General features: G+C 67.2%; 12 protein-coding genes. 6 read left to right on the forward strand and 6 right to left on the reverse strand.

Annotation, left to right across the window (positions count from 1 at the left end):
• Positions 1 to 117: 117 nt before the first annotated feature.
• From AC1RVY_RS04180 to AC1RVY_RS04195, 4 genes are all read left to right on the forward strand, one after another.
• Positions 118 to 975: a cysteine hydrolase family protein gene (locus AC1RVY_RS04180; protein WP_492805445.1), complete on the forward strand. Its 858-nt coding sequence runs from the start codon at positions 118 to 120 to the stop codon at positions 973 to 975.
• A 46-nt stretch (positions 976 to 1,021) separates the two neighbouring features.
• Positions 1,022 to 2,212 carry a nicotinate phosphoribosyltransferase gene (gene pncB, locus AC1RVY_RS04185; protein WP_492805446.1) on the forward strand — a complete coding sequence of 397 codons (1,191 nt, stop codon included), beginning with the start codon at positions 1,022 to 1,024 and terminating at the stop codon, positions 2,210 to 2,212.
• 142 nt (positions 2,213 to 2,354) lie between these two features.
• Entirely contained in the window at positions 2,355 to 4,055 is a 1,701-nt protein-coding gene (locus tag AC1RVY_RS04190; RefSeq protein ID WP_492805448.1) for an NAD+ synthase, read from the forward strand.
• Between the two features lie 106 nt (positions 4,056 to 4,161).
• A complete protein-coding gene (locus AC1RVY_RS04195; protein ID WP_492805450.1) occupies positions 4,162 to 5,199 on the forward strand; it encodes a bifunctional nicotinamide-nucleotide adenylyltransferase/Nudix hydroxylase in 1,038 nt (345 codons plus the stop codon).
• A 79-nt stretch (positions 5,200 to 5,278) separates the two neighbouring features.
• Here the strand turns inward: AC1RVY_RS04195 and AC1RVY_RS04200 are convergent, their stop codons facing one another.
• The 5 genes from AC1RVY_RS04200 to AC1RVY_RS04220 form a co-directional block, all read right to left on the reverse strand.
• Positions 5,279 to 6,535, reverse strand: a complete 1,257-nt coding sequence (locus AC1RVY_RS04200) for a Zn-dependent hydrolase (RefSeq protein ID WP_492254678.1) — start codon at positions 6,533 to 6,535, stop codon at positions 5,279 to 5,281.
• A gap of 38 nt (positions 6,536 to 6,573) precedes the next feature.
• Positions 6,574 to 8,025, reverse strand: a complete 1,452-nt coding sequence (gene hydA, locus AC1RVY_RS04205) for a dihydropyrimidinase (RefSeq protein WP_218340363.1) — start codon at positions 8,023 to 8,025, stop codon at positions 6,574 to 6,576.
• A gap of 71 nt (positions 8,026 to 8,096) precedes the next feature.
• Positions 8,097 to 9,557: an NCS1 family nucleobase:cation symporter-1 gene (locus AC1RVY_RS04210; RefSeq protein WP_369641623.1), complete on the reverse strand. Its 1,461-nt coding sequence runs from the start codon at positions 9,555 to 9,557 to the stop codon at positions 8,097 to 8,099.
• A gap of 179 nt (positions 9,558 to 9,736) precedes the next feature.
• A complete protein-coding gene (gene preA / locus AC1RVY_RS04215; RefSeq protein WP_218340365.1) occupies positions 9,737 to 11,050 on the reverse strand; it encodes an NAD-dependent dihydropyrimidine dehydrogenase subunit PreA in 1,314 nt (437 codons plus the stop codon).
• Positions 11,051 to 11,081: 31 nt separating this feature from the next.
• Positions 11,082 to 12,449, reverse strand: coding sequence for an NAD(P)-dependent oxidoreductase (locus tag AC1RVY_RS04220; RefSeq protein WP_492805453.1), 1,368 nt, complete (start codon positions 12,447 to 12,449; stop codon positions 11,082 to 11,084).
• Between the two features lie 330 nt (positions 12,450 to 12,779).
• Between AC1RVY_RS04220 and AC1RVY_RS04225 the strand changes: the two genes are divergently transcribed.
• Positions 12,780 to 13,493, forward strand: coding sequence for a TetR family transcriptional regulator C-terminal domain-containing protein (locus AC1RVY_RS04225; protein ID WP_218340367.1), 714 nt, complete (start codon positions 12,780 to 12,782; stop codon positions 13,491 to 13,493).
• Positions 13,494 to 13,678: 185 nt separating this feature from the next.
• On the opposite strand, the gene AC1RVY_RS04230 is transcribed toward AC1RVY_RS04225, so the two are convergent.
• Positions 13,679 to 14,566 carry a LysR family transcriptional regulator gene (locus tag AC1RVY_RS04230; protein ID WP_492805455.1) on the reverse strand — a complete coding sequence of 296 codons (888 nt, stop codon included), beginning with the start codon at positions 14,564 to 14,566 and terminating at the stop codon, positions 13,679 to 13,681.
• Between the two features lie 103 nt (positions 14,567 to 14,669).
• On the opposite strand from AC1RVY_RS04230, the gene argC reads away from it, so the two are divergent.
• On the forward strand, positions 14,670 to 15,608 hold the full coding sequence (gene argC, locus AC1RVY_RS04235) for an N-acetyl-gamma-glutamyl-phosphate reductase (protein ID WP_492805457.1): 939 nt from the start codon (positions 14,670 to 14,672) through the stop codon (positions 15,606 to 15,608).
• The last annotated feature ends 123 nt before the right edge of the window (positions 15,609 to 15,731 follow it).

Genomic DNA, 15,731 nt, shown 5'->3' on the forward strand with positions numbered 1-15,731 from the left:
ACCCCAAGCGCTTGCGTGCTGGCCGCTGGCGCACAGCGGAAACATGAGGTTTCACATTAGTTAGTTGCATTATTAACCTAACAAACCTACACTGCCTCCATACCGAAGGAGAAGCCCATGGCCCGCAATATCCAGCTGCTGGTGATCGACCCGCAAAACGACTTCTGCGACCTGCCGGCCGATTGGCAACCCCGCCAGCCGGACGGCACCCGCACGATGCCCAGCCTGCCCGTGGCTGGCGCCCACGCCGACCTGCAGCGCGCGGCCGCCTTCATCCGCGCGCAGGCGGGGCGGCTCGACGCCATCACGGTGACGCTCGATTCGCACCAGCGCTTCGACATCGCCCACCCCGGCTTCTGGCAGCAGGCCGACGGGTCGGCCGTCGCGCCCTTCACGCCCATCACGGCGGCCCAGGTGCGCAGCGGCGCCTTCACCCCCCGCAGCGCCGCCGCACTGCCGCGCACGCTGGCCTACCTGGATGCGCTGGAAGCCCAGGCCCGCTACACGCTCATGGTCTGGCCGGTGCACTGCGAGATCGGCAGCTGGGGCCACGGCGTGCATGCCGACGTGCTGGCCGCCTGCGGCGACTGGCAGCTGCAGCAACAGCGCGCGGTGCACCACGTGTTCAAGGGCACCAACCCCTGGACCGAGCACTACAGCGCGATCCAGGCCGAGGTGGTCGATGCCACCGACCCGGACACCGCCCTCAACACCCGCCTGCTCGCGGCGCTCGACACCGCCGACCTGCTCCTCATCGCCGGCGAGGCCAGCAGCCACTGCGTGCGCGCCACCACCGAACACATCGTGCGGCACCTGCCCCGCCTGCAGGCGGCGAGCGCCCGGCCCGGCCACATCGTGCTGCTGACCGACTGCATGAGCCCCGTGGGCGGCTTCGAGGCGCAGCACCAGGCCTTCCTCGACGCCATGCGCGCGCAGGGCGTACAGCTGGCCACCAGCACGGAAATCAGCCTCTAGCGCTTGCGGAAAAAGCGCAACAAGCTATAAAAACAGGAGCATCATCATGACCCGCATCATCACCAGCCTGCTCGACACCGACCTGTACAAGTTCACCATGTGGCAGGCCCTGCTGCACCGCCATCCGCAAACACAAAGCGAATACCGCTTCGTGTGCCGCAACCAGCCCCTGTACCCGTTGTCCGAGCTGCTGCCGCAGGTGAACGCCGAGCTGGACCACCTGTGCTCGCTGCGCTTTACCAAGGGCGAGCTCGACTACCTGGGCGGCCTGCGCTTCATCAAGAGCGACTTCGTCGACTTCCTGCGCCTCTTCCAGTTCCAGCGCAACTTCATCGAGGCGCGGGCCGAGGGCGACACGCTGACCATCGTGGCCCGCGGCCCCCAGGTGCATGTGATGGGCTTCGAGATCTTCGTGCTGGCCATCGTGAACGAACTGTACTTTCGCCGCTTCGAGGCGGCAGCAGCGCTGGCCAGCGGGCGCGAGCGCCTGGCCGCCAAGGTACAGCGGTTGCAGGACCTGGCCCGGCAAGCCACCTTGCGCCACCCCTTCGAGCTGTTCGACTTCGGCCTGCGCCGCCGCTACAGCGGCGACTGGCAGCGCGAGGTGGTCAAGACATTTGCAGAGCAGACACCCCAGTGGTTCAAGGGCACCAGCAACGTGCTGCTGGCGCGCGATTTGAACCTGGTGCCCATCGGCACCATGGCGCACGAATACCTGCAAACCTACCAGGCGCTGGGCGTGCGGCTGCGCGACTTTCAAAAGGCCGCGCTGGAGGACTGGGTGCAGGAGTACCGGGGCGACCTGGGCATCGCGCTGACCGACACGGTGGGCATGGACGCCTTCCTGGCCGACTTCGACCTGTACTTCGCCAAGCTGTTCGACGGCCTGCGCCACGACTCGGGCGACCCGGTGGCCTGGGGCGAAAAGGCGCTGGCGCACTATGCCAGGCTGCGCATCGACGCGCACACCAAGCGGCTCGTGTTCTCCGACGGCCTCGACCTGGAGCGCGCCCTCATGCTGTACCGCCACTTTGGCGACCGCACGCAGCTCGGGTTTGGCATTGGCACGAACCTCACCAACGACATGGGCGCAGACCACAAGCCCCTCAACATCGTGATGAAGCTCACGCACGCCAACGGCCAGCCCGTGGCCAAGCTCTCGGACACGCCCGGCAAGACGCTGTGCGACGATGAAACATACTTGGCATACCTGCGCCAGGTCTTCAGCATTGCATAAGAAGCCCCCCTGAGTCGCTTCGCGCCTTCCTCCGGGGAGACGACGCCCTCACTGCGGGGCGGCCCTTGCTCGGCGTCCCTGGCATGGGCTGCGCCCGTGTCGGCGGCTGCCGACGAAATCGAACCTTAGGAGGAATGACACCATGCTCCGCATCACCATCGCCCAGCTCAACTTCACCGTCGGCGACATCGAGGGCAACGTGGCCCGCATGGTGGCCGCCGCGCAGCAGGCGGCGCGCGAACAGGCCGACCTCATCGTGTTCAGCGAACTGTCGCTGTGCGGCTACTACCCCGGCGACATGCTGGAGGAAAGCGCCTTCCAGCAGCGCATCGAGGCCGGCCTGGCCGCGCTGCAGCAGGCCTCCGCCGGGCTGCCGCAACTGCACTGGGTGGTGGGTGCGCCCACGCCCGCGCGCGGCCCCGGCAAGCGGCTGCACAACAGCCTGCTGGTGCTGCAGGGCGGCACCGTGCGCCTGCAATACGCCAAGCAGCTGCTGCCCACCTACAACATCTTTGACGAGCGCCGCCATTTCGAGCCGGGGCCCGACGTGGCCAAGGTGCTGCGCATCGGCAACGCCCAGGTGGGCCTGCTGGTCTGCGAGGACGGCTGGAACGACCACGGCGCCGACTACGCGACGAACCCCTTCGAGCGCATGCGCGACGCGGCACCCGACCTGGTGGTGAGCATCAATGCCAGCCCCAGCCACATCGGCAAGCGCGAACAGCGCCACCAGATCTTTGGCGGCTCCTCGCGCCGGCACGGCCTGCCCATCCTGTATGTGAACCAGGTGGGCGGGCACGACCAGGTGGTGTATGACGGCGCCTCGTTCGCCGCCGAGCCCGAGGCCGGCATCGTCTTCGAGGCGCCACGCTTCGTGGAGGACGTGCGCACGCTCCGGTTCGAGGGCGGAAGCTTCTTCACGGCGGAAGGCGCACGCCCCGCGCCCGTGCCGGAGCAGGGCCTGCCCACGATGGATTTCTACCGCCAGCAGATCGTGCTGGGCCTTTCGGACTACGCGCGGCGCTGCGGCTTCACGCAGGTGGTGGTGGGCAGCTCGGGCGGCATCGACAGCGCGCTCACCCTCGCGCTGGCGGCCGAGGCGCTGGGACCCGGGAACGTGGTGGGCATCACCATGCCCTCGCGCTATTCCAGCAGCGGCTCGGTCGATGACTCGGTGGCGCTGTGCCGCAACCTGGGCGTGCAGCTCTTCACGCACCCGATCGCCGATCTGGTGGCGGGCTACGCGCGGCAGTTCGAGGCCAGCTTTGGCCCGCCGCTGGCGGGCCTGCCGCTTGAAAATTTGCAGGCGCGCATCCGTGGCACGGTGCTGATGGAGTATTCCAACGCCTTCGGCCACCTGCTGCTCACCACCGGCAACAAGTCGGAAATCTCGGTGGGCTACTGCACGCTGTATGGCGACACCAACGGCGGGCTGGGCCTGATCGGCGACCTGTACAAGACCGAGGTGTTCGCGCTTGCGCGCCATGTCAACGAACACGCCGGGCGCGAGCTGATTCCGCAGGCCATCATCGACAAGGAGCCGTCCGCCGAGCTGGCGCCAGGCCAGCGCGACGTGGACAGCCTGCCCCCCTACCCGGTGCTGGACGAAGTGCTCAAGCTGCTGATCGAGGGCGACCGCCTGTCGAGCGCCGAGCATGCGGCCGCGCAGGCCTTCGTGGCGCAGCTGCAGCAGGAAGAAGCCGGCCGCGCGCTGGTGCAGCGCGTGCGCATGATGGTAGCGCGCAACGAATACAAACGCCGCCAGGCCCCGCCCATCGTGCGCGTGCGGGCCCGGGCCTTTGGCAGCGGGCGGCAGATGCCGATTGCGGCACGGTATGCATGAACCATCGATCAGATAAAATCACTACAAAAAAGATAGCTGCTGGCGCTTGATGGACAAGCGCCAGCGGCCAAAAAACCTCAAAAATACAACCCAGCAATGGAGACACATGCTCGATACCGCCATCTACATCGGGCGTTTTGAACCCGTGCACAACGGCCACATCGCGCTGCTGCGGCGCGCGCTCGACAGCGCGCAGCAGGTCATCGTGGTGGTGGGCTCGGCCTGGCAGGCGCGCTCGCCCAAGAACCCCTTCACCTGGCAGGAGCGCGAAGCCATGCTGCTGATGGCGCTGCCCGAGGCCGACCGCAGCCGCGTGCAGGTGCTGCCCATGCGCGACTACTACAACGAGGCCGTGTGGGTGCAGGCCGTGCGCCAGGGTGTGGCGCGTTTGACCGCACCGAATGCGCGCACCGGGCTGGTGGGCCACTTCAAGGACGCCACCAGCGGCTACCTGAGCGCGTTCCCCGGCTGGGAGCTCATCCATGTGGAGCGCCAGGGCCCCATCGACGCCACGGCCATCCGCGACGCCTGGTTTGGTGCGAGCCCCGACACCGTTCCCTCCGCCCTCGCCCCCCTGGCCAACCAGATGCCCCCCAGCACCCTGGCCACGCTGGTCCAGTTCGCGCAGACCCCGCACTACCTGGCGCTGCAGCAGGAGTGGCGGATGCTGCGCGGCTACCGCCAGGCCTGGGCGGCCGCGCCCTATCCGCCCGTGTTCGTGACGGTGGACGCCGTGCTGCGCTGCCGCGACCATGTACTGCTGATACGCCGCGCCCACGCCCCCGGCAAGGGCCAGCTGGCGGTGCCCGGCGGTTTCATCGAACAGCGCGAAACCGTGTGGCAGTCGTGCCTGCGCGAACTGGTGGAAGAAACCCACTGCAACCTGCCCGAGGCCACCATGCGCGCCGCCCTGCAGTCGGTGGCCGTGTTCGACCACCCCGACCGCAGCCAGCGCGGGCGCACGCTCACGCACGCGCACTACTTCGATCTGGGGGACGCGCCGTTTCCCGTGGTGCAGGCCGATGACGATGCGATGCTGGTGCAGTGGACGCCCATCGGCCAGCTGGCGGGCCTGGAAGAGGAGTTCTTTGAAGACCACTTCCACATGCTGGACCACTTCCTGGGGCTGACGGAACTGCACTGACGGCGCACGGCCGCATTTCGGGCAAGAACTGCTGCCAGCGCTTGTACATCAAGCGCTGGCAGCTATTATCTAGATAGCATCAAGTCCCCGCCCGCTCGAGCATGGCATGCAGCAGCACGTTGCACCCCGCCGTGATGTGCTCGGGCTTGGCATCCTCGATCTCGTTGTGGCTGATCCCGTCCTTGCACGGGATGAAGATCATGCCGCTGGGCGCCAGCTTGGCCATGTACACGGCATCGTGCCCCGCGCCCGAGACAGCGGGCATGTGGCTGTAACCGAGCTTGGCGGCCGCGCGGCCCACGGCCTCCACGCAGTTCTCGTGGAAGGCCTGGGCCGGGTAGCTGGACACCATCTCGATGTGCACCTGCACGCCGTGTTCCTGGGCCACCTGCCCGGCCAGGGCCTTCACCTCGGCGGCCATCTGGTCCACGAGTTCGTCGGTGCTGTTGCGCAGGTCGATGCTGAACTTGACCCGCCCGGGGATCACGTTGCGGCTGTTCGGAAACACCTGCACCATGCCCACGGTGCCACGTCCGTGCGGCGGGTGGCGGTGGGCTGCCGCCACCACGTCCTGCATGATGCGCGTGGCGGCCAGCATCGCATCCTTGCGCAGCGCCATGGGGGTGGGGCCGGCGTGGGCTTCCATGCCGGTCACGGTGCAGTCGAACCAGCGGATGCCCAGCACGCCGCTGACCACGCCGATGGTCTTGTCGTTGTCTTCCAGCACCGGACCTTGCTCGATGTGGGTTTCGAAGTAGGCACCGATGGGGTGGTCGCCGGGTTCCTGGTCGCCGATGTAGCCGATGCGTTCCAGCTCGCCCTTCACGGTCTTGCCCTCGGTGTCGGTGGCGGCGTAGGCGTGCTCCAGCGTGAAGGCCTTGGCGAAGACGCCCGAGCCCATCATCACGGGCACGAAACGGCTGCCTTCTTCGTTGGTCCAGAACGCGACTTCGATGGGCGCCTCGGTCTCGATGCCGTGGTCGTTGAGCGTGCGCACCACCTCGATGCCCGCCAGCACGCCGTAGTTGCCGTCAAACTTGCCGCCCGTGGGCTGGGTGTCGATGTGGCTGCCGGTCATGATGGGCGGCAGGCTGTTGTTGCGCCCGGGGCGGCGCATGAAGCCGTTGCCGATCTTGTCGATGGTCACCGTCATGCCCGCCTCGCGCGCCCAGCGGGTGACGAGATCGCGGCCCTGCTTGTCCAGGTCGGTGAGGGTGAGGCGGCACACGCCGCCCTTGGGGGTGGCGCCGATCTGCGCCAGCTCCATGAGCGAATCCCACAGGCGCTGGCCGTTGATGCGCAGGTTCTCGATATCGGGTTTGACTTTGGTGTCCATGGTGTTCTCCAGCGGCATTGAATCGGTCAGCGAGTCCATCAACGTGCGACAGCGGTAGGCGCCAGGTCCTGCGCGCGCTTTTGCACGGCCTGGAAGTTGGCGCCGAACGCGGGGCGCTTGATGTAGCGGCCCTTGCCCTGTTCGGCCCGCAGGTCGCCGTTGGCGAACACCACGCGGCCCTGGCTGATGGTGTGGCTGGGGATGCCGCGCACGGTGCGGCCTTCAAAAATGTTGAAGTCGCCCTTGCTGAACTGCGTCTTGGCCGAGAAGGTCTTGGTGCCCTCGGGGTCCCACAGCACCAGGTCGGCGTCGGCACCCTCGCCGATGAAGCCCTTGCGCGGGTAGATGTTGAACAGCTTGGCGCAGTTGGCCGAGGTGATGGCCACGAACTCAGAGGGAGTGAGGCGCCCGGTGTTCACGCCCGCATCCCAGATGGCGGCCATGCGCTCTTCCACCCCGCCCGTGCCGTTGGGGATCTTGGCGAAGTTGTCCTTGCCTGCCGCCTTCTGCGCGGCGCAGAAGGTGCAATGGTCCGTGGCGGTGGTGTGCAGCTGGCCCGACTGCAGGCCGCGCCACAACGCCTCCTGGTGGACCTTGGGGCGAAAGGGCGGGCTCATCACATAGGCGGCGGCCTTGGCGAAGTCCGGGTCGCGGTATACGCTGTCGTCCACCAGCAGGTGCCCCGCCAGCACCTCGCCGTACACCCTCTGGCCGCGCGCGCGGGCGCGGGCGATGGCGTCGGCCGACTCCATGCAGCTCACATGCACCACGTAGATGGGCACGCCCAGCACGTCGGCAATGGCGATGGCGCGGTTGGCGGCCTCGGCCTCGACCATGGGCGGGCGCGAGAGCGGGTGGCCCTCGGGGCCGGTGATGCCCATCTTGGCGACCTCCTGCTGCAGCAGGTAGACCAGCTCGCCGTTTTCGGCATGCACCGTGGGCATGGCGCCCAGCTCCAGCGCGCGCTTGAAGCTGTTCACCAGGGTTTCGTCGTCGCACATGATGGCGTTCTTGTAGGCCATGAAGTGCTTGAAGCTGTTCACGCCTTCCTGCTGCACCAGGGTGCCCATGTCGGCGCGCACCTGCTCGCTCCACCAGGTGATGGCGACATGGAAGGAATAGTCGGCAGCCGACTTCTCGGCCCAGCCGCGCCACTTTCGGTAGGCGTCGAGGATGGGCTCCTGCGGGTCGGGAATCACGAAGTCGATGATGCTCGTGGTGCCCCCGGCCAGGCCCGCGGCCGTGCCGGTGAAGAAGTCGTCCATGGTGACGGTGCCCATGAACGGCAATTGCATGTGCGTGTGCGGATCGATCCCGCCAGGCAGCACGTACTGGCCGCTGGCGTCCAGGGTCTGTGCGCCCGCGGGGGCCTGCGCCGCCACGCTCTCGCCCACGGCCACGATGCGGCCGTCCACGCACAGCACATCGGCCGGCTGTTCGCGGTCGGCATTGACCACGGTTCCACCGCGGATCACAAGGGCTTGGGTCATGGGGATCTCCTTCAGGGATGCAGATCAAAAAGAGGCCCTGCGCTGGCACCAGGCCCAGGCAGGGCCGGAGGTCATTGCTTTTTCTTCGCGGTCAGGTAGTAATAGGTGCCGGCCACGGCCAGGCTGAAGAACCAGCCCGAATCGAACAGGGTGAGCCAGATGGCGGGCATGCCGGCCTTGTCCACCACGCCCGACACCGCCAGATAGCCCGGCAGGCACGGCAGCACGCCCAGGAAGAAGGCCATGAGCGCATGCAGGTTCCAGCCGTTGCTGTATTCGTACTCGCCGCCGCGGCGGTACAGGTCATCCACCTTCAGCTCGCTCTTGCGCACCAGGTAGTAGTCCACCAGCAGGATGCCCGCGATCGCGCCCAGCAGCGTGCCGTAGCCGCCCAGCCAGGTGAAGAGGTAGCCGCCTGATGTGGCCAGGATCTTCCAGGGCATGAACACGAGCCCGATCAGCGCGGCGATGATGCCGCCCATGCGAAAGCTGATCCTGGTAGGCGCGCACTGGCTGAAATCATAGGAAGGCGACACCAGGTTGGCGGCCACGTTGGTGGTCAGGTTGGCCAGCAGGATCACCAGCAGGCCCAGGCCGGCCGCCACGCTGCCCATCTGGGTCAACAGGCCGTCGGGGAACAGCTGGGCCTTGCCGTACAGGATGGCCGACGCGGAAAAGCCGATGACGCCCACCATCGAGAACAGCGCCATGGGAATCGGCAGGCCGATGGCCTGGCCCAGGACCTGGTCCTTCTGCGATCTGGCGAAACGCGTGAAGTCCGGAATGTTGAGCGCCAGCGTGGCCCAGAAGCCCACCAGCCCGGTGAGCGCGGCCCAGGTCTTGGGCCCGCCTTCCACCACCTTGGCGGGCAGGTTGAAGAGCTGGCCCGAGGGCACCCGCACCATGAGCACCACCACCAGCAGGATGGAGGCGGCGATCATCAGCGGCGCGGCGATCACCTCCAGCTTGCGGATGGATTCCGGCCCTCGCCAAATGAACCAGATGTGCACCGCCCAGAAGGCGAGGAAACACATGAACTGCGAGGTGCTGATGGTCTGGCCATCGGCCGGCCCCGCGAGGTTCATGCCCACGATGTTCAGGAAGCCATGCAGCGCCAGCGCACCAAAGTAGCAGTTGATGGAGAACCAGCCGCAGGCCACCAGGCCGCGCAGCACGGCGGGCAGGTTGGCGCCCTTCACGCCGAACGATGCGCGGGCGAGCACCGGAAACGGCACGCCGTACCTGGGGCCCACGCGCCCGATGAGTACCATGGGCACCAGCACGATGCAGTTGGCCAGGAACACCAGCCACACGGCCATTTGCCAGGAGAAGCCCTGGTCCAGCATGGAGCTGGCCATGGTGTAGGTGGGCACGCAGACCACCATGCCCACCCAGAGCGCGGCAAAGTCCTTCCAGGTCCAGTGCCGCTGCGCGGCGGTGGTGGGGAGCAAATCTTCGTTGGCCAGCGTGTTGGATGCTGCGCCGGGCATCAGCCCCGCCACATGGGCAGCGCCACCGGTACTGTTCGTCATGCCTGTACTCCTGTCAAAGACCTCATTGGGGTTGCACACAACCCGCTGTCTGGTCCGGCGCCCCGGTGCATTCAGATGCGGGCCAAAGGAAGCGAGCGATGCTATAGATCACGCAAGGACCGCACCAGATGCAGCGCAGCACGCGTTGCGAACGCGCACCACATCGGGCGCCTCCAGCGTCATGCCGCCGCCGGCACGCGCTGCGGGTTGTTGGGGTGCGTCGTCCAGTTGGCGTATTCACCGGTGACCGTCTTGCCCGTGCGCACATCCACCTCGCCGGGCTCCAGCGCGCGCATGGTGATGCACTCAGGCACGGGGCAGATCGACACGCACAGGTTGCAGCCCACGCATTCGGCCTCGTTGATCTCGAACTTGCGCACGCCACCGTCCTTGGTGAAGGTGATGGCCTGGTGCGAGGTGTCTTCGCACACCACATGGCAGCGGCCGCACTGGATGCAGGCATCCTGGTTGATGACGGCTTTCTCGATGTGGTTGAGGTTGAGGTTCTTCCAGTCCTTGACGGTGGGCACGGCCTGGCCCTTGAAGTCGTCGAGCGTGGCGTAGCCGTGCTCATCCATGAAGTTCGACAGCCCGTCGCACATGTCCTGCACGATCTTGAAACCGTAGACCATGGCCGCCGTGCACACCTGCACCGTGCCGCAGCCCAGGGCGATGTATTCGGCCGCGTCGCGCCAGGTGGTGATGCCGCCGATGCCGCTGATGGGCAGGCCGGCGGTCTGCGCGTCGCGCGCGATCTCTGCCACCATGTTCAGCGCGATGGGCTTGACGGCCGGGCCGCAATAGCCCCCGTGCGAGCCCCAGCCGTCGGTGCTGGGGCTCATCACCATGCGGTCCAGGTCCACGCCCATCACGGAGTTGATGGTGTTGATGAGCGACACCGCGTCCGCCCCGCCCGCCTTGGCCGCGCGCGCCGGGTGCCGCACGTCGGTGATGTTGGGGGTGAGCTTCACGATGACGGGCAGGCGGCTGTAGTGCTTGCACCAGGCCGTGACCATCTGGATGTACTCGGGCACCTGGCCCACGGCGGCGCCCATGCCGCGCTCGCTCATGCCGTGCGGGCAGCCGAAGTTGAGCTCGATGCCGTCGGCGCCGGTGTCCTCGACGAGCGGCAAAATGCTCTTCCAGCTCTGCTCCTCGCAGGGCACCATTAGCGAGACGATCATGGCGCGGTCGGGCCAGTTGCGTTTGACGCGCTTGATCTCTTCCAGGTTGGTGTGCAGCGGCCGGTCGGTGATGAGCTCGATGTTGTTCAGGCCGATCACGCGGCGGTCTTGCGACATCAGCGTGGAGTAGCGCGGGCCGTTGACGTTGACCACGGCCGGGTCTTCGCCCAGCGTCTTCCAGACCACGCCGCCCCAACCGGCTTCGAAGGCGCGGGTGACGTTGATCTCTTTGTCGGTGGGCGGTGCGGAGGCCAGCCAGAAGGGGTTGGGGCTTTGGATGCCCAGAAAATTGCTGCGAATGTCTGCCATGGGGTGCTCCCGTGAGTTGCAGTTGACGACGTCAGGCCACGAGTGCCACGGGCACGCTCAGCGCTTGATGCATGGAGACAGCGGCGACCTTGCCGTGCTCCACCGCCTCCACCGTGAGGTCGCGGCCACCCACGCGGCAGTCGCCTCCGGCCCAGACGCGCGCCAGACTGGTGCGGCCCTCCAGGTCCGTCACAATGCGCCCGGCTTCCAGCGCGATGGAGGCACCCACCGGCTCGGCCACAAAGGTCTGGCCGATGGCCTTGAGCACCATGTCGGCCTCCAGCATGAAGGTCTCGCCGGTTTCCACCAACTTGCCGCCACTCAGCGCCGTGGCGGCAAAACGCACGCCCTTGACAACACCGCCTTCGCTCAGCACCTCTTTCGGTGCAGCCCAGTGGCGGATGGTCACACCATTCGTCTGCGCCCACTGCTGCTCCACAGCGGACGCCGACATGGCCTCTGCGCCGCGACGGTAGACGATGGTCACTTCTTCGGCGCCCAGCTTGCGCGACTGCACGGCGGCATCCACTGCCGTCATGCCGCCGCCGATCACCACCACGCGGCGGCCCACGGGCAGGGTCGAGAGATCGGTGCTCTGGCGCAGCTCGGCGATGAAGTCCACCGCATTGCGCAGGCCGGTGGCCGTGGGCTCAGCCACGCCCAGCGCGTTCACGCCCTGCAGGCCCAGGCCCAGGAACACCGCATCGTAGGCGCCCAGCAGGCTGTCGAGCGTGATGTCACGGCCCAGCTGCTGGCCCGTGCGTACCTCGATACCGCCGATGGACAGCAGCCACTCCACTTCCTTCTGCGCGAAGTTGTGGGTCGTCTTGTAGCTGGCCAGGCCGTATTCATTCAGGCCGCCCAGCTTGGGGCGCGCCTCGAACAGCACCACGTCATGGCCGCGCACGGCCAAGCCGTGGGCACATGCCAGGCCAGCCGGCCCTGCGCCCACCACCGCCACGCGGCAGCCGGTGGAGGCTGCGCGCTGGAACAACGGTGCGCCCGGGCTGGCAAAGAATGCGTCGGTGGCGTAGCGCTGCAGCGAGCCGATCTCCACCGGCTTGTCCTCGTTGGTGTTGCGCACGCAGGCCTGCTCGCACAGCACCTCGGTGGGGCACACGCGGGCGCACATGCCGCCCAGCGGGTTGGCCTGCAGGATGGCGCGGGCCGCGCCCCGGTTGTTGTCCTGCGCGATGCGATGGATGAAGGACGGGATGTCGATGCCCGTGGGGCATGCCGTGGCGCACGGAGCGTCGTGGCAGTAGTAGCAGCGTTCGGCTTCGATCAGCGCCTGCGGGCGGGTGAGCGGCGGGTGCGCGTCGCTGAAGTTGCGGGCGTAGTCGGCCAGGTTCAGGCGCGCGGCATGTATGCCGCAGGCACGGCTTGCGGGTGTGTCCATCAGTCTTGCTCCGGAAGGTTCGGGGTGGAGATCCAGGCATGCGCGGCACGGGCCGCCCCGCGCCCTGGGGCTTTGTGGCACCTGTGGCGGGCATGCCGCGTGCCAGCCAACGCAGCGCAAGCCAGAATGCTTGCGCCCGCGAACTTCGGAGGTTTCATCGTGGTCCTCGCTGTGGGGTGCAGGTGCCCGCCGCTTTATTTGCCGCGGTGCCCTGCGATGTGGGTCAATTTACCAACCCGTAAAAATTTACCAATTGGTAAAATCCCTAGAGCAAGCGCCATGCCAGCCAATTGCCAGTCTTCGAGGCCTCGCTTGTTCCACAATGGTGCGATGACAGACGCCCGCCAGTCCCCTCCAGATCCCGCCGCGCCCCCGCGGGCCAAGGCACCGAGATCCCCCGCCCTCGACGACACGGCCGCCACCCGCGCGCCCACGGCATCCCGCCTGCTCAAGGAGCAGGGCATCCTGGCGGAGGCCGAGAACCACTTCGCGCAATTCGGCTTCGAAGGCGCCTCGCTGGAGAACATAGCGGCCGCCATCGGCATCAGCCGCCACAACCTGCTGTACTACTTTCCGAGCAAGGAAGCGCTGTACCAGCGTGTGCTGGACGACGTGCTCACCCAGTGGCTGGCCGGCATGGAGGACCTTTCGCACAGCGAAGATCCCCAGCAGGCCCTGCGCCGCTACATCCGTGCCAAGCTTCAATACTCGCGCGTGCACCCCCAGGGAGCCAAGGTATTCACCAAAGAGGTGATTGCCGGTGCACCACGCTATGGCAAGGCCATCCGCGAGCGCGTCGGCCCGCTGCTCAAGACCGAGGTGCGCACTTTCGAGCGCTGGGCGCGCGAAGGCCGCATCGCCAAGGTGAACTTCACCCATCTGATGTTCATCATCTGGTCCGTGACGCAGGCCTATGCGGAACAGGAGGCGCAATTCGCCTTGTTGCTGGGCAAGCCGTCACTGACCGAACGCGACTATGAAAACGCCGAAGCGTTGATCGTGCGCATGGTGCTGAGCGCGCTTGCGCCGGATGCCGTGGCCTGACGCCGCCAGGGCCCCGAAGGCGTGCACCGTGAAGACCGCCGCCAGGGCCCCCAAACCGCTACTCAATCCGTAGCACGAGGCCATGCAGAGGCGGGCGCCACCGGCAGATCTTCTCGGTACGGGTTCTTGCCGGCGCGCCGCGACGCCAATGCTCCCCAGGCCGCCCACACGCCTTCGTTGCGCCTTCACGCCTGCCGCTGCTGCCACAGCACGTCCAGCACATGCTGGGTCGCCCGCTCCACCGCCCCCGCCCGGTGCGCGATGCCCAGTGGCCGCCACAGTGCGGGGCGCAGCGCCAGCATGCGGATGCGCGGGTCCAGTGGCACGGCCGCGGACGCCTCGTGCGGTAACAGGGTGGCCCCATAACCCGCCGCCACCAGGCTCTTGATGGCATCGTTGTAGTTGAGCTGGATGCGCGCCTTGGGATGCCTGCCCGCCAGGGCGAGCCACTCGCTGGCCAGGCGCGACAGGCTGGTACCCACGTCGTTGAGGATCAGCGGCTGGCTCGCCAGCCACTGCGGCGTCGCACGCCGGGGTGCGGGCCATGCGGCCGGGACAAACGCCATCACCGGGTCACGCCGCCACGGCAGCACCTTGACACCTTGCACGGCGCCCTGCGGGAGCGCGACAAGGCCCACATCCAGCGAGCCGTTGGCCAGGCGCGCCATGGTCTCCTGCGAAGTGAGCACCGCCACCTGCACGTCAATGCCGGGGTGATGCTGCCCGACCACCTCCAGCGCCCGGGGCAGCAGGTGCGCAATGACACCGGTGGAGGCACCCAGCCGCACGCGGCCCGACAGGCCCTGGACCTGCCGCTGCACGACGTCCAGCGCCTCCTCGGCATCCTCCAGCAGGCGGCGCGCCCTCTCGACCAAGGATTCGCCCACGCCGGAGGGTTTCACTTCGCCACGCTTGCGCACGAGCAGGGGCGCGCCTATCTGCGCCTCCAGGTCGGCGACATGCAGGCTGACCGTGGGCGCGGCAAGGTGCAACACGCGGGCGGCCTCGGCGAACGAGCCGAGGTCGGCGATGGTGACCAGCGTGCGCAGGCGGTCCAGATTGAGTTCGCGCATGACGTTCAGTAAAACTGATGCTGATGTTTGTGAAATTCAACTTTTCAAATTCTATGCCTCCGTTGAAGATTCCGTACCCACATTCACACACCAGGAACACCCCATGAGCGCTCCCCTTGTTTTCATCGATGGCGACCAGGGCACCACCGGGCTGCAGATCCACGACCGTCTGCGCCATCGCACAGACCTGCGCCTGCTGACGCTGCCCGAGGGCGAGCGCAAGGACGCGGCCCGGCGGACCGAGGCCATCAACAGCTGCGACGTCGCAATCCTCTGCCTGCCGGATGCCCCGGCGCGGGAAGCGGCCGCCGCCGTCGTCAATCCCTCGGTCCGCGTGATCGATGCGAGTTCCGCGCACCGCACCGCCCCCGGCTGGGTCTACGGATTTCCCGAAATGGACAAAGAGCAGGCCGCGCGAATCGCCCGCGCCCGGCGCGTGAGCAATCCCGGCTGCTATCCCACCGGTGCCGTCGCCCTGCTGCGGCCTCTGGTACAGGCGGGCCTGCTGCCTGCGGACCACCCCATCACCATCCACGCAGTCTCTGGCTATTCAGGTGGCGGCCGGGCGCGCGTGGAGGAGCATGAAGGCGCCCACACCGCCAACGCGCCGGCCTTCCAGATCTACGGCCTGCAGCTGGAACACAAGCACACGCCCGAGATCGCCCTGCATGCAGGCCTGTCTGAGCGCCCGTTCTTCCTGCCCGCCTATGGCTCTTTTCGCCAGGGCATTGCGCTCACCATTCCGCTCTTGCTGCGGCAGCTGCCTGCGGGCACGACGGGCAGGCACTTGCACGCCTGCCTCGCGCACCACTTCGCTGGCGCGGCGCATGTCGACGTCATGGACCTTGCCCAGGCCGAGGCGGCCGAGCATCTGGACCCGCAGGCCCTCAACGGCACCAACCAGCTGCAGTTGGGGGTCTTCGCCAACGACCGCCATGGACAGGTGCTTCTGACCGCGGTGTTCGACAACCTGGGCAAAGGGGCTTCAGGGGCCGCGGTTCAGAACCTGGAATTGATGCTGGCCCACAGTGCCCGGGAATGACGGGTGCCGTGGTCCGCGGGCGAGGTGCGCATGTAACAAATCAACACCACAGAAAGCGAATGTATGTGCGGCATATGCAACGCCGCAGGCAGTTGTTTTGTGGGCTTTTTCACGGTTCGCCGC

Source organism: Acidovorax sp. GW821-FHT11A03, assembly GCF_058809075.1.

Coding starts and splice junctions, on each gene's coding strand:
- hydA (WP_218340363.1), bottom strand. CDS start 8,025: ATGACCCAAGCCCTTGTGATCCGCGGTGGAACCGTGGTCAATGCCGAC.
- AC1RVY_RS04220 (WP_492805453.1), bottom strand. CDS start 12,449: ATGGACACACCCGCAAGCCGTGCCTGCGGCATACATGCCGCGCGCCTG.
- argC (WP_492805457.1), top strand. CDS start 14,670: ATGAGCGCTCCCCTTGTTTTCATCGATGGCGACCAGGGCACCACCGGG.
- AC1RVY_RS04180 (WP_492805445.1), top strand. CDS start 118: ATGGCCCGCAATATCCAGCTGCTGGTGATCGACCCGCAAAACGACTTC.
- AC1RVY_RS04190 (WP_492805448.1), top strand. CDS start 2,355: ATGCTCCGCATCACCATCGCCCAGCTCAACTTCACCGTCGGCGACATC.
- pncB (WP_492805446.1), top strand. CDS start 1,022: ATGACCCGCATCATCACCAGCCTGCTCGACACCGACCTGTACAAGTTC.
- AC1RVY_RS04225 (WP_218340367.1), top strand. CDS start 12,780: ATGACAGACGCCCGCCAGTCCCCTCCAGATCCCGCCGCGCCCCCGCGG.
- preA (WP_218340365.1), bottom strand. CDS start 11,050: ATGGCAGACATTCGCAGCAATTTTCTGGGCATCCAAAGCCCCAACCCC.
- AC1RVY_RS04200 (WP_492254678.1), bottom strand. CDS start 6,535: ATGGACACCAAAGTCAAACCCGATATCGAGAACCTGCGCATCAACGGC.
- AC1RVY_RS04230 (WP_492805455.1), bottom strand. CDS start 14,566: ATGCGCGAACTCAATCTGGACCGCCTGCGCACGCTGGTCACCATCGCC.
- AC1RVY_RS04210 (WP_369641623.1), bottom strand. CDS start 9,557: ATGACGAACAGTACCGGTGGCGCTGCCCATGTGGCGGGGCTGATGCCC.
- AC1RVY_RS04195 (WP_492805450.1), top strand. CDS start 4,162: ATGCTCGATACCGCCATCTACATCGGGCGTTTTGAACCCGTGCACAAC.